The sequence below is a fragment of the Streptosporangium album genome (assembly GCF_014203795.1).
Classification (GTDB): Bacteria; Actinomycetota; Actinomycetes; order Streptosporangiales; family Streptosporangiaceae; genus Streptosporangium; species Streptosporangium album.
In genome coordinates, this window is sequence record NZ_JACHJU010000001.1 from 1,550,696 (window position 1) to 1,564,664 (window position 13,969).

The following is a 13,969-nucleotide window of genomic DNA, read 5'->3' on the forward strand; positions in this document are numbered from 1 at the left end:
GCGATCGGCCGCCTCTCCGCGGCCCCGGCGACCCCGACCTGCATCAACCCGCCCGCTCTGTTCACCGGCCACGCCCAGTCCGGGTACGCGTTCGACGCGCTGGCCGGCACCGCGGACGTCCTCGGTGCCCCAGAGGGCATCGCGGTCCTGTGCCGCGGCACGGATCGCTGAGCAGGCGACGGAAGACGCCTCCCGTCAGTGTGCGCGGAGCGCCGCGATGAACCACTCGAACGCCGGGACGCGGGGCGGGAACGACGGCCGGCCGTTGATGACCCCCATCAGCTGCCAGTACCTCTCCACCTGCCGGTCGGTGAACGTCTCCAACTGGTCGGCCAGCCGTACGCGCTCCTCCGCGGGGGTGTCGGCGGCGACGATCCGGTCCAGGACGGCCCTGCCCTCGGCGGAGTCCGGGGCGATCCCCGCCGCCACCGCGCCGCCGGCGTGCTCCAGGACCGGCGCGGGGTCGTACGGCTGCGGCTGCTCGCCGGCCTCGGCCCCCGTCACCGCCATCTGCCGCACCCGCCGCCGGAACGACTCGTCGGCGACGAGCTCGGCGAGCTCCACCCAGGCGTCCACCTGCTCGGCGGTCGGATCGGCCGGCAGCTCCGCCGGCATCTGGCGCATCGCCCGCGCGATGCCGGCCCCCGGCGCGTCGGCGTCGAGATCGGCGAAGGCCTGGTCGACGAAGTCGTCGATGACGCGCTGCCGCTCCTGTGCGGACAGCAGGGAGAGCTTGTGCATGAGTCTCATCTCCTCGGTGGTGCTTCCTCGTTGGGCGACCGACCGCAGCACCGCCCGCCGTAGCTGGAGGACGCGGATCTCCGCGTCCAGGGCGTCGGCATGCGCCCTGGCGATGTCGGCGACGGTGCCCTGCCTGCGCAGGACCCGCCGGACCGTGTCCAGGTCCAGTCCCAGCTCGCGGAGTGTCCGCACCAGGTCCAGGCGCGCCACCGCCTCGGCGTCGTAGAGCCGGTAACCACCGGCCGAGCGGCGCGTCGGCGGAGCGACGCCGGCGTCGGACCAGAAACGGATGGTCCGCACCGGCAGGCCGGTACGGCGGGCGAGCTGTCCGATGGTGAACAGCTCGGTGCGGTCGTTCACGAGGCCAGCCTCAACCTTCCAGCCACTGGAGACTCCACTCTTTTTCGCGCGGAGTTCAACTATCCAACGATTTCCCCATAGCGCCCGGCATCGGACAGGCCCGAGACTGGTCCCGTTGCGTACGACGGCAGCGGAGAAGGCCAGACGCGGCGGAGGCGGGATGACGACCGAGCGCACCGGACCACCCAAGGCGGCACGGCGTCCCGAACTGGACGCGATCCGCACCCTTGTGGTCGTCGGGCTGGTGTTCTTCCACTCGGCGCTGGTGTTCGACACGCGCGACGACTACTACGTCAAGAACGCCGACACCACCGACGTGACCACGGTCCTCGCCGGTATCGGCGTGGTGTGGGCGATGCCGATGCTCTTCCTCATCGCCGGCCTGGGCTCGTGGCATTCGCTGCGCAGGCGTGGCCCCGCCAGGTTCGCGGTGGAGCGGCTGCTGCGGCTCGGCGTGCCGCTGGTGTTCGCGATCCTCACGATCATCCCGGTGCCGCAGTGGCTGCGCCTGCGGGCCGACCCCGGCTACCACGAGCCGTATCTGCGGTTCCTGCCCCGGTTCTTCGACGTGCACCTGGATCTGTCCGACTTCCCCTTCGTCCTGCGGGGCAGGTATTTCGAGGCCGGGCACCTGTGGTTCGTGGTGCTGCTGCTGGCGTTCTCGCTCCTGCTGGCACCGCTGATCCGCTGGTTCCCCCGCGACCGCGGCCGCCGGATCCGCGACCACCTGGCCGCGGCGGCACAGCGGCGCGGCGCGATACTGCTGCCGGCCGTCCCGGTCGCGGTGGTCAGCGCGCTGATGGGCCTGGAGGAGGCGTTCGCCGCGTGGAGCCGCTGGGCGTATCTGCTGTTCTTCCTGTACGGGTTCGTGCTCGCCGCAGACGAGCGGTTCCGGACCGCGATGCGCCGCGACGCGGTGCCGGCCGCCGTGCTCGGTGCCGTCCTCTTCCTGGTCGGCATGCCGGGGTTCCTGGTCGTGGGCAACGTCTTCGGCGGCGACCCCTTCACGGACATGACCCCGCTCGCGATCGGCGCCCGAATACTGTACGGCGCGACGGGGTGGTGCTGGCTGGTCGCGATCCTGGGACTTCTCGACCGCCGTCGCCCGGCACCGGCCGCCGTACAGGAATCGCCGGGTGGCCTGGGCCGACGGCTGTACGGCTATCTGGCCACCGCCGCGCTGCCGCTGTACGTCCTGCACCAGCCGATCGTCGTCGCGGTCGCGTACGGCGTGGTCGGCTGGGGCGCGCCTATCGTGGCCAAGTACGTCGTGATCGTCGCGATCTCGCTCACCCTGACCGTGGCCGCGTACGACCTGCTGGTGCGGCGCACGCGGTTGACCCGGTCCCTGTTCGGGATGCGCGGGTAGGCGCACCGGCATGCGGGGATCGGGCGTGGGCGAGGCATCACCGCGGGGACGGCGGAGGACCGGGCAGGCCGAGTTTCCACAGGCGCAGCGTGCCGTCGGAGCCGCCGGAGACGGCGACGACCTCGCCGTCCACCCGCCCCAGCGCCACCGACGTGACAGCCCCGCTGTGGCCGGTCAGGGGCCGGCCCAGCTGCCTGCCCCTCACCAGGTCCCAGACCCGCACCGTACCGTCGGAACCACCCGAGACCGCGACGGCCTCACCACCCAACTCCCCCAGCGCCACCGACGTGACAGTGTCGAGACGGCCGGTCAGGGACGTGCCGATCTGCTTCCGTGTCATCAGATCCCGCATCCACACCGTGCCGTCATAGCCGACGGAGACAACAATGGCCTCACCGTCCGCCTGCCCCAGCGCCACCGACCAGACGGCGTCACCCTGGCCGGTCAGAGATGCGCCCACCTGCCTGCCCGCCGCCAGGTCCCACACCCGCACCGTGCCATCGGAACCACCCGAGACCGCGACGGCCTCACCACCCAGCACCCCCAGCGCCACCGACCAGACGGTGTCGAAGTGGCCGGTCAGGGACCGGCCGATCTGCCTGCCCGCCGCCAGATCCCACACCCGCACCGTGCCATCGGAACCACCCGAGACCGCGACGGCCTCACCACCCAGCACCCCCAGCGCCACCGACGTGACGGCGGCGCCATGGCCGGTCAGCGGCCGGCCCAGAGCGCTCCCGGCAGAGGTCGTGGATTCTGTGGGGTCAGGGGCTGCGAGGTGGGTGCCGTCCGGCCCGCTCAGCCAGGAGGGGACGGCCACGCCGACCCCGGCGGCGGCCAACGCGATCAGACCACCGAGCAGCACACGACGCCGCCGGCCAGAGGTGACCCCCGACACCGAACCGACCGGCACACTCACCCCCACCGACCCACCCGGCACCAAGCCCGGCAGAACGGAAAGACCAGGCCGATAGTCATGGGTGAGATGACGCAACACCACAGCGGCACCGGGCCGCTCACCCGGACGTTTGTCCAGACACGCCGCCAGCAACGGACGCAACTCCTCCGCCACCCCGTCCAGATCGGGCTCACCCACCACGATGGCATGCATCACCGCGGGCAGGGACGGCCCGCGGAAAGCCGGATGACCCGTCGCGGCGAACACCATCGTGGCCGCCCACCCGAACACATCGGCCGCCGGCCCGGCCGGCCGGCGCTCGAACCGCTCAGGCGCCATGTACGCCGGGGTACCCACCGGACCCGAACGCGTACTCACCTGCTCCAGCACCCGCGAGATCCCGAAATCGATGACCACCGGACCCTCCGGGCCCAAGATGACATTGCCGGGCTTGACATCGTGATGGACGACCCCGGCCCGATGGATCGCGGCCAGCGAGGTCAACGTGGCCACCGCCAGACGGTGCAGACCACTGCCGGCACGCGGACCGTCCCGGGCCACCAACGCGTCCAGCGCGATCCCGGGGATGTATTCACTGACAATGTAGGGACGACCGCGAAACACCCCCATGTCCAGCACCCGCGCGGTGCAGAAGGGCGCGATCCGGCGGGCGATCTCGGCCTCGCGCAGCAGCCGCCGGCCCGCACCGGGATCGGCCGCCGTCCGGGCGTGCAGCACCTTGATCGCCACCGGTGTGCCGGTCGGGGTACGGGCGCGATAGACGATGCCCTGACCGCCCTCACCCAGCACCCCGATCAGCAGGTGATCACCGATCCGCTCGGGATCTCCCGGCTCCAGCGGGCGGCGACCCGGCAACGCCCACCTCTTCCCCTTTTATGGAAACCCGGTCATGGAAACCCGGTCATGGAAACCTCGGCGATCGCGGTGTGAACCACGACGATAGATGACCCCCACAAGAAAGCGGAAGACTTTCAGATTTCAGACCCTTCCGGCAAAGTCGACCCAGACCGCAATAACCGACCTTCAACGAATTGAATGCCATTCCCCGTCATGACGCTGTCAATTCTTCCTCCACCGGCGCGTCGCCTCCCGGCCCGCCGCTTATCCCGTCAGCCGCACCAGGAGGACGGACCGGCATTTGTGGCGACACACGTTCCCAGAGCCGCCCACAACCATCGATGACATAGAGAAACGTATCGACTACGCTACGTGACCATACGTAAAGATCATGCTTGGCTGGCGAGCATGATACTGAACAGGGGTTTCATCGCGATCGGGATAGCGGTCGCGATCGCCGGAGGGATGGCGGGCGCGGGGTCCGCCAACGACGGTGCCACATGGAAAACCGTCCCACAAGTTGTCGCGCAGGGTACGGTTCCGCAGGTTGAGGCGTATCTCGACGGCATCCGCCGCGAGCCGGGCCGGCTCCGGGAGTTCATATCCGACCTACCCAAGGGCACCGACCTTCACGCGCACCTGTCGGGTGCCGTGCCCACCGAGTTTCTGCTCCACTCCGCCGAGCGTGACGGCCTGTGCATCGACATCACGTCCTTCACCGCGTCGGCGGCGCCGTGCAACACCGGCCAGCGGCCGGCTCGCGACGCGACCACCGACGCGCACTTCGCCGACGAGATCCTGCGGGCGTGGTCGATGCGGGGGTTCACCCCGGGGACCGAATCGGGCCATGACCACTTCTTCGCGGCGTTCGGCAAGTTCGGGGCCGCGAGCTCCCACAAGGGAGAGATGCTGGCCGCGTTCGCCTCGCAGGCGGCGGCCCAGCACGAGTTCGCCCTGGAGGTCATGCTGTCCCGCCAGTCGACAGCGGTCCAGGAGCTCGTCAAGAAGGTCGGGGCCGGCACCGACCTGGCGCGGCTGCACAGCCGGCTGCTCGCCGACGGCGCGATGGCCAAGATCGTCAAGGCGGCGCGCGCCGACGCCGACGCCGACATCGCCCAGATGCGCACCGGTCTCCGCTGCGGCCGTACGGGCTCCGACCCCGGCTGCGAGCTGCCGCTCCGTTTCCTCCTGCAGGTCACCCGCACTGCCGCACCCGAGGTCGTCTTCGGCCAGATGGTGCTGGGATTCGAGCTGGCCAAGGCCGACAAGCGCTATGTCGGCGTCAACCTCGTCGCCCCGGAGGACGACCCGGTCGCACTGCGCGACTACCGCCTCCAGATGCGCATGCTCGGCTATCTTCACAGCCTCTACTTCAAGAACCCCAAGGCCCACATCACCCTGCACGCCGGCGAGCTCGCCCCCGGCCTTGCTCCGGCCGCGGACCTGCGGTTCCACATCCGTGACGCCGTGGAGACCGGCCACGCCGAACGCATCGGGCACGGTGTCGACGTCAGCGGCGAGGACGACCCAGAGGGCCTGCTGACCGAACTGGCCCGCAAGCACGTCCTCATCGAGATCGCCCTCACCAGCAACTGTCAGATCCTCAAAGTGTGCGGCGCCCAGCACCCGTTCGCGGCGTACCGCAGGGCCGGCGTGCCCGTCGCCCTCGTCACCGACGACGCGGGCATCGAACACACCGACATGACCAGCGAGTACATCCGGGCGGTCACGGACTACGGGCTGCACTACACCGAGCTGAGGACCCTGGCCCGGACCGCGCTCGACCACAGTTTCCTGCAGGGCCGCAGCCTCTGGCGGGCACCCGACGACCACACGCCGGCGACGGAGTGCGCGGGCTCGCCGCTCGGCGGCGCCAAACCCGCCACGGCCTGCCGCGCGCTGTTGAAGGGGAGCGCGAAGGCCAGAGCCGAATGGAAGCAGGAGGCCGCCTTCACCGCCTTCGAGGACCGCTACGACGGGTGACGGGTGACGGCATCCTGCGCCCCTGCCCGCCTGGTGCGGAGCCCCGGCGGAAGGGGTGGCAGGATGCCGGGATGGAAGCGATCGGGCGCGCCGCAGGCGACGTGGCGGGGGTCCGACTCTTCGGACCCGCCGACCTGGGCGGCAGCCCGCGTAGCACCGTTCTGCGCTGCCGGACCGCCAGAGGCGGCAGCGTGGTCGTCAAGGCGTTCGGCACCGGCCCGGAGGCACTGCGCGGCTTCGCGGCCGAGGCCGCCGGGCTCTCCCTGCGGTTGGCGGGTCCTGAGCTGCTGGGTGTGGACGCCTCGATCCCGCTACTGGTGATGACGGATCTCGGGAACGCGCCGACGCTGGCGGACGTGCTCCTCGGAGACGATCCGGAGGCCGCCAGAGAGGGGCTGCTGGCCTGGGCCCACGGGCTCGGACGGCTGGCCGCCGAATCGGTGCACCGGCGCGCCGACCTCGCACGGTTGTGGACCACGTACGGCAGGGGCCTGCCGTCCTGGGAGGAGGAGCCGTGGATCACGCAGGACGCGGCCGCCCTGCTCATGCTGCTCTCCGGGGCCGGAATCGCGGTGCCGCCGGGGCTGGCCGGGGAGCTGACGCTGATCGGGGCGGTGGGTGAGGACGGATACCCGGCCTTCACCCCGGGTGACACCTGCCCCGACAACAACCTGCTCACCCCGGACGGCCTGCGACTGCTCGACTTCGAATCCGCGTGTTACCAGTCGGTCTTCCTGACGGCCGCGTACTGCCGGATGCCCTTCTCCACCTGCTGGTGCGTCTTCACCCTGCCGGCCGGACTGGCGGAGGAGATCGAGCAGACCTACCGCGCGGAGGTCGCCGCGGTATACCCCGCGCTGGCCGAGGACGCGGTGTGGCAGGCCGGGATCCGCCGGGCGATCGCCGTATGGACGGTGAATGCGACGGTGGCGCTGCTGCCCCGCACGGCGGAGGGGGACCGGCCGCTGCACCCGACCCGGCGGCCGGTGCAGACGATGCGTCAACTGCTGAGGCACCGCTGGGAGATGGCGAGCACGCTGGAGGAGTTCCCGGCGTTCGCGGAGACCATGCGCCTGCTGCTGCGGAAGACGGCCGGAGAGTGGCAGGTAGCCGCGCTGCCGGGGTATCCCGCCTTCGGCGGCTGAGGGACCGGCTGACCGGTTCGGAACAGGCTGATATCGGCGCGTCCGCCCCGGCCTCCCATCTTCCGGACTCTCGAATACCAATATCGGTACCGTTTGATCGCTATGATCATTTTGGTCTACAGGTATCACGATTTTTGGCCTTATCGCCCGGTAGCGACCAGCGAAGCACATCCTCTGGAAGAGCATGCATGCGAGACGGGTCCAGGCGGCCCCACGACCGGCGACGCGGCACTCGCCCCACCGGCGAGCGGCACCGGCAGCGGGTGAAGCCGTTTCTGTACGTTCCTGATCTGCTACCGCCCCTTCGCATGCGACACGTGGCGGTGAAAGGAACACATGAAGAGACGGTTATTCACTGTCGCGCTCGCGGGACTCGCGCTGACGACCTCGCTCGTGCAGCCGGTCCTCGCGGAGCCGCCCCCGCTGAGCCGGCTGTCGCGCAGGCCGCGGCATCAGGATGGCACCCTTCCACGCCGATCCAGTGGGCGGAGTGCGGCACCACCCATAAGGGCGAGTGCGCGACCCTGAAGGTGCCGATCGACTGGAAGAAGCCGAGCGGGCCGACCCTTGACCTGCCGGTCGGCCGGCTCAAGGCGCTGGACCCGGCCAAACGGATCGGTGTGCTGGTCGTCCACCCGGGCGGTCCCGGCGGCTCGGGAATCAACCCGTTCATCCTCAACCGCGCCATCCCGGACAGCGACCCCATCCGGCAGTACTTCGACCTCGTCAGTCTGGACCCGCGTGGCGTCGGCCGCAGCACCCAGGCGGTGTGCAGCGAGGACCTGGTCGACCGTGCACCGGCCACCTATCCGGCCGGCGAGGCTGAGTACCAGGCGCTCCTGCAGTTCAACGCGGACCTGTCGAAGGACTGCCGTGAGCAGACCGGCCCGCTGTTCGACCATGTGGACACCACCAGCGCGGCCCGCGACATCGACGCGATCCGGGTGGCACTCGGCGAACGCAAGATCAGCTTCTTCGCGATCTCCTACGGCACGCAGGTCGGCCAGCAGTACGCCGAACTGTTCCCGGGGAACATCCGTGCGATGGCGGTCGACTCCAACATGGACCACAGCATCACCAGGGCACGCCCTCGACGCCCGCGCCCACCACCAAGGCCGAAGTGGTCAACAACCCCTATCCCGTCATCTGGTGTTCCGACTGGAAGTGGAACGTCAAGAGCTTCTCCCAGCTCGACCGATACCGGCGGCGGCTTGAAACGATCGCCCCGCACACGAAGCTCTCGCCGTTCTGGTCCGACGTGGCGAGCTGTCTCAACTGGCAGGGTCCCGTGTCCAACCCGCAGCACCGGCTCAGGATCAGCGGCAACCCGCCCATCCTGGTGGCGACGGCCCGCTACGACGTCGGCACCCCGGCGGCGTGGAACCACGCGGCCGCGCAGCAGATCCCGCAGTCGATCGTGCTCGAGTACGAGGGCGTCGGGCACGGCCAGTTCCGCAACAGCGTCTGCGCCCACGACAAGATCGTGAAGTACCTGATCGAGCTCAAGATGCCGCCGCCCGGCACCCGCTGCGCCCCCCGAGTACCCGACGCAACCGCCCGCCCAGACGGACTCGACAAGAGACCAGCCGCTCACCCGGACCGGCCGTCCCGTTCACGCCCGCTGACCCCCACAACCCCGCAACACCCTCGGCAGCGCCCGCACCCTGCGGGCGCTGCCCCTTTTTGCGCAGGGCTGCCGGTGGCCGTCACCCGGTTCGGCCACCGGCTGCTACCTGCGATCTCTCGCGATCAGGCGAGTCGTGCGGGGCCCTGCGGGAAGTCCCTGCTGGTGGTGATCCCGTGGGCGGCAAGCTCCACGACGAGCCGGCCCGGCTTGTCGGGCGTGATCATCGGTATGATCCTCCGGCCCAGATCGATGACGAGCGCGGCCTTCTTCTGAGGTCGGCTGGAGTCCAGGTGGAGCCAGTGCACGAGGTCGCTGGAACCCCAGATCCGCCAACTGCCGTTCGGCAGTGACACCCAGCGCACCTCCCGGATGTCGGAGAGCGGGATCCGCTTGGCGGACCCCCGCGGGAAGTAGTAGCGGTTGATGATCAGCTCTGTATCGGTACATACCACCAGGCCGTCGTCGTACACGACAGGATCATAAGCAGCGCCGGGACGACGGCGACAGTGCTGCGCATGATGTTCGGCATCGTCGGCGGAACGCTCTGCGCGGCGCACCTGCCCAAGGCCACGCTACCGGTGATCCCGGACGGCGAACTATCCGAGGGCAGCCCCCACGCGGAAGTAAACCGTGTCCGGGCTCCCGGGAAGCTCCGCGATCACGAAGCCGCCGAGGATTCCCGTCGTCATCCCCCTCCCCGACCGCCCCGGCAAAACCGTCTGGGCCCGCCGGCGTCTCCCCTGCTGAAACCCCAGCCCGCCCGGTGAGCGTCCGGGTGCGGACGGGCCCGCCGTCATGGCAGGAGCCTGCCTGTCTTCAGGCGCACGAAGGGTCGGGGTCGGCCTGTTTCGAATCTGCCTGGAGAACCGCCATCAGCTGCCAGACGTTGGACGAGGGGTTCTTCAACTGCTCTTTGCCGTCGGGGTCGAGCCTTCGGGCCCTGTCACATGCGGCGTCGACCCCGTCGACGAAGTCGGAGAACCGGGTGTTTCTCTCGCTCCAGGAGGGGAAGATCTTCTTCAGCTTCTTCTTGGCGGCGTCGGCCGACTGGAATGGTCTCGCATAGTCGGTGCGATGCAGGATCAGCCAGAGCTCGAAGCACGGTGTGGACAGGGCAAGGTTGACCTTGCCGTTACCCTTCCTCGCTTCGCTCCGCATGGCGGCCGTGAGCGTCGAGTCCAACTCGGTGTCCTGAACGCACCAGACCGCGTCGTACTCGTCTGACACCCGGCTGACGGCATAGCGTATCGCGGCAAGGTGATCCCCCTTGGCGATGTCTACCTCGATCTGAGGGCCTCGGCGTGAACGCATACCGGAGAAATAACCCTTCTCGGTGGGCCCCTCGCACACGATCAGAAAGCTGGAACGTTCCTCCTTTGTGCCATATCCCCTCCACGTGAGGGAGGTTTCAGTGTTGACCCTCGTAGGCTTTTTCGTCTGGGGGGACATCGCCTGCCTCTCCACGCGCCGACAGCGCGGCAGCGAAAATCTCGTCATTGATGATCGGAACGGCACCGTAACGGCCGGCCAGATATCTCCGCTCCCGGTGCTCATCTTGACGCGGCTTGAATTCCGACAAGGGAAACAGCTCCGTCACACCGCACTCATCTTTCTCGGTGAACCAGATGTGATCACGATGGAGCACCTCCTCACCCTGGATCCGGCCGAGCAGTGTGGCGTCGTGGCTGCTGAAGATGAGCTGCGCTCCCAGGGGATTGGTGGCGGGATCGCGGAACAGCTTGATCAGCTGGGCCGAGAGAAACGGGTGCAGACTCGAATCCAACTCGTCCACGAGAAGAGGAGCGCCCCGATCGAGGGACTGGAAGACCGCCGGGCCCAGCTCGTAAAGAGCACGGGTCCCGAGAGACTGGTCTCTCAGTCCCAGGGCGAACGTTCCGCTCTCTCCCCTGTGATTGAAAAGGATGTCCTTACGCCGTTGCAGCTGATATCCCTCAGCTCCTCCCACGCGAGCGGACCGCTCGGCGAACTCCGCGTCGGTCTCCTCGATAATCTCGGCGGACTCGATCCCGGTGTCCGCGGCCTGCAGCAATGACGTCAGCCGGTCGAGATAACCGGAGCGGTCGAGGTAACCAGCGGAGAAGGGACGGGGGGGATAGCGCATCGTCATGGGTCCGCGGCCGAGGAGGCCCACGAACCAGTCATAGACCGCCCGGACTATGGCCTGCCGCGACCTCGCCGCGACGGACAGGAAGAGCACGTTCGGCTCTGTGATCTCCTGAACCTGTTCCATGGAGCCGGAAGAACTGTTTCCCGAATACGTGTCCGCCTGTCGGCGAAAAATCACATGTTTCTGATTCCATGGATAAAAATACATCCACTCTTCGATCACCCGTGTGTCGTCAACCGAGAAACCATATGTGTATCTGTCGCCTTCTAGAAGAAGGTCGACAACATACGTCGACGGAGCTTTGCGTTTATCGGGGTCCAAGGCGAAGGACTCGCGCCGGATTCCAGTGCCCGGCTCGCTCTCCCGAAAAGAGCCGCGCACCAGATTGCGCATGTAGATCAGAGCATCGATGACGTTGGTCTTGCCGGAGGCGTTGGGGCCGAAGATCCCGATTACGGGAACGCCTCTCTGGTCAGATTCAGCCGAACCATCGACGCCTGGACCAGGGACCAGCAACAATTGCTGTTCATTGCGGAGTGAACGATGATTCGCCACACGGAAACTCAGCAGCATCGGCGCGCCGACCTCCTTTCCACGAGGGGTTCACCCCCGCTCATGCGGAAGAACCGCGCGGACGAACACGAGCAACTGTACGGGAAAGGCCGCCCGGTTGTCCCTCAGGGAAGCTCGAAGACTCTTCCCATACGCATGCCCAACCGTAGGATCACACTCTGCAATTTCCGTATCACCAAATGCCGGTGGCAACCTGTGAACACAACAAAAAAAGAGGACTTAAATGGACATAGGCGACATAACTTAAGTTAGTGGATCAGAAAGCCCAGCTTCCCTTTCCCCAGGGCGTTCTCGCCCGACCACCTTTGTAACTTCAAAATTCCCCCCGAGGCCAGAGCGAGGGCCATGACCACGCCGAACCAGCCACCGTTGCTCCGGGGTCTCATCCATATCCCCGAGGAGATGGGCGACAGCGATTTCGTGCTCAAGCTCGCCGAGCGGACTCTGGCCGCCTGGCTGGCGGACTTCCACGGAGCCACCGCAGCGCCGAGCCGGCCCCAGCGCTTCTCCGTGTCCGGCGGCGCGTAGGCGTCGGATCGCCCCAGGGTGTCGTCCTACCGAACGGGGACGCGCAGCGGGGGATACTCGGCGATCTTGACCTGGGTCTCCGATACGCCGGCGGGGAGAGCGAAGAGGCTCCAGAACTCCTTCGTCTGACCGGGGGCGAACTTTCCCGCGCTCAGGCGGACGCCCGCCATCCCGCTACAGGCGCAGTAGGTGTCGGTTCCGTCGTCGGTCTGCGCCAGGATCCTGCCCGGCAGGTACAGCCGCCGGGTGGCGACGTCCGTCAACCGCACGTTGCTGGCCGCGTGATATTTGTACGACAGCCATTCGGCCGACCAGTTCAGCTCGTGGTTCCAGGCTTCCTCGTCGCCGTCGTTGGTGACCTCGTAGGTGAGGACGCCCAGATCGCCGGGGAGCCGCCGCAGGCCGGCCGCCTGCAGGGTGAACGGCTGCCCGTCGTATTTCGCGCGTGACGTGGGGCCGTTCCCGTCCGGCGCCGGGTCCGCCTCGGGAGTGGACGGGGGCCGCGTCTCGGCGGGCTGCGGCCTGGCGAACGTCACGGTGACGCGCCGGTTCCGCCGCCGCCCCTCCTCGTCGTCGTTGCTGTACAGCGGCCGGCGGGAGCCGTACCCCTTGGCCTGGAAACGCACCCCCTGCCTGGTCAGCAGGCCGGACAGGGCACGCTGTACGGCCTGGGCCCGGCGCTGGGAGAGCGGGTCGTTGATGGCGTCGGTGCCCGAGGAGTCGGCATGCCCCTCGACCGTGACCGTGGCGCCCTCGGAGGCGTCGACCAGCTTGGCCGTACGCGCGAGCACGGCCCTGGCCCTCGACGTCAGGTCGGCCTTGTTCAGTGCGAACAGCACGTCGGAGGAGAGGTTGACGCGCAGGTCCCTGCCGTCGTCGGTGGTCTCCTCCGATCTGTCGGGCGACTCCGACGGCGTCACGATCCGGTGGCTGATCATGGTGACCGGCTGGGCGTCGGGGTCGGGGATGTCCTGGCCGGGCAGCGGCGCGACGGGCTCGTCGCTGATCGGCACATCGACCATGGGCGGGCCGAGCGGGGTGACGACGGTGGTGGTGGCCGGGTTCCCCGAAGGGGCGGGGAGGACGGCGTAGACGGGGAGCGACTCACCGGGTTCGACGAAGTAGCCGAGGTCGTCCCGCTTCTGGTCACTGCACAGGCACGGGCCGTCGGCCGGCTTGTACGGCAGCAGCCAGCGGCGTGCGGCCGCGTCCAGCACGCCGATGCCCGAGGCCCAGCGGATCTCGCCGAGCGGGCGGGTGTTGTCCCCGAGCTCCCCCGTCCAGGAGAAGTGCTTGTCCGTACCGGTGTTGGAGAGCCTGAGCTGGACCACGAGGTGCTTGCCCGCGACCCGGTTCAGCCCGACCACGTCGACTTTGAAGGCCGGGGTGAGGGTGCTCCGGGTGCTCGCCAGCGCGGGACGGGTGTCGGCTCCGGTGCCGGTCGGCGAGGAGGAGGCAGCGGGCGTCTCAGGTGCCGTGGGGCGCGAGGTGGGCGCGGCCTCGGACTGGCGTTCCTCACCGCCTCCGCCCTGCTGGACACCCGTCAGACCGCATGACGTCAACATGGCCGTCACCACTGTCATGGTCACAAGCGACGCCGGCTTCCTTGCCATCACCATCTCCTCGTCCGAAAGGCGTAGGGGAGGCATCAGGCTAGTGAGCCGACATTCAGGATCGGCATAGCGGCCTTCGCGGGCCCCTCCGGCCGGCTCCGTGGAGCGGTTCTCCGGCCCACGGCGACGTCATTCATCCGTGCGTT

The 13,969-nt window shown here is 68.5% G+C and carries 10 protein-coding genes and 1 pseudogene; 6 read left to right on the top strand and 5 right to left on the bottom strand.

Annotation, left to right across the window (positions count from 1 at the left end):
• Positions 1-195 precede the first annotated feature (195 nt).
• Positions 196-1,101, bottom strand: a complete 906-nt coding sequence (locus tag FHR32_RS07275; RefSeq protein WP_184753592.1) for a helix-turn-helix domain-containing protein — start codon at positions 1,099-1,101, stop codon at positions 196-198.
• 160 nt (positions 1,102-1,261) lie between these two features.
• On the opposite strand from FHR32_RS07275, the gene FHR32_RS07280 reads away from it, so the two are divergent.
• Positions 1,262-2,470 (top strand): acyltransferase family protein, encoded by a 1,209-nt coding sequence (locus FHR32_RS07280; RefSeq protein ID WP_184753593.1) that lies wholly within the window; start codon positions 1,262-1,264, stop codon positions 2,468-2,470.
• 37 nt (positions 2,471-2,507) lie between these two features.
• Here the strand turns inward: FHR32_RS07280 and FHR32_RS07285 are convergent, their stop codons facing one another.
• The gene (locus FHR32_RS07285; protein ID WP_184753594.1) at positions 2,508-4,244 is read right to left on the bottom strand and encodes a serine/threonine-protein kinase; all 1,737 of its coding nucleotides are present in this window, start codon (positions 4,242-4,244) and stop codon (positions 2,508-2,510) included.
• Positions 4,245-4,634: 390 nt separating this feature from the next.
• Here FHR32_RS07285 and FHR32_RS07290 point away from each other — a divergent pair, with 390 nt between their 5' ends.
• From FHR32_RS07290 to FHR32_RS42890, 4 genes and pseudogenes are all read left to right on the top strand, one after another.
• Entirely contained in the window at positions 4,635-6,209 is a 1,575-nt protein-coding gene (locus FHR32_RS07290) for an amidohydrolase family protein (RefSeq protein WP_184753595.1), read from the top strand.
• Positions 6,210-6,280: 71 nt separating this feature from the next.
• The gene (locus tag FHR32_RS44130; RefSeq protein WP_184753596.1) at positions 6,281-7,354 is read left to right on the top strand and encodes a hypothetical protein; all 1,074 of its coding nucleotides are present in this window, start codon (positions 6,281-6,283) and stop codon (positions 7,352-7,354) included.
• A gap of 308 nt (positions 7,355-7,662) precedes the next feature.
• A pseudogene (locus tag FHR32_RS47170) lies at positions 7,663-8,427 on the top strand (alpha/beta fold hydrolase); the annotation flags it as partial.
• 47 nt (positions 8,428-8,474) lie between these two features.
• Complete coding sequence (locus FHR32_RS42890) at positions 8,475-9,254, top strand: alpha/beta hydrolase (protein WP_221465300.1); 780 nt, start codon at positions 8,475-8,477, stop codon at positions 9,252-9,254.
• Positions 9,255-9,797: 543 nt separating this feature from the next.
• On the opposite strand, the gene FHR32_RS07305 is transcribed toward FHR32_RS42890, so the two are convergent.
• Positions 9,798-10,430: an RloB family protein gene (locus FHR32_RS07305; protein ID WP_184753598.1), complete on the bottom strand. Its 633-nt coding sequence runs from the start codon at positions 10,428-10,430 to the stop codon at positions 9,798-9,800.
• Positions 10,390-11,682: an AAA family ATPase gene (locus FHR32_RS07310; RefSeq protein WP_184753599.1), complete on the bottom strand. Its 1,293-nt coding sequence runs from the start codon at positions 11,680-11,682 to the stop codon at positions 10,390-10,392. Before FHR32_RS07310 ends, FHR32_RS07305 begins: the two co-directional genes overlap by 41 nt.
• 345 nt (positions 11,683-12,027) lie before the next feature.
• On the opposite strand from FHR32_RS07310, the gene FHR32_RS07315 reads away from it, so the two are divergent.
• Entirely contained in the window at positions 12,028-12,210 is a 183-nt protein-coding gene (locus tag FHR32_RS07315; protein WP_184753600.1) for a hypothetical protein, read from the top strand.
• Positions 12,211-12,236: 26 nt separating this feature from the next.
• Here the strand turns inward: FHR32_RS07315 and FHR32_RS07320 are convergent, their stop codons facing one another.
• Complete coding sequence (locus FHR32_RS07320; RefSeq protein WP_184753601.1) at positions 12,237-13,823, bottom strand: OmpA family protein; 1,587 nt, start codon at positions 13,821-13,823, stop codon at positions 12,237-12,239.
• Positions 13,824-13,969: the final 146 nt, after the last annotated feature.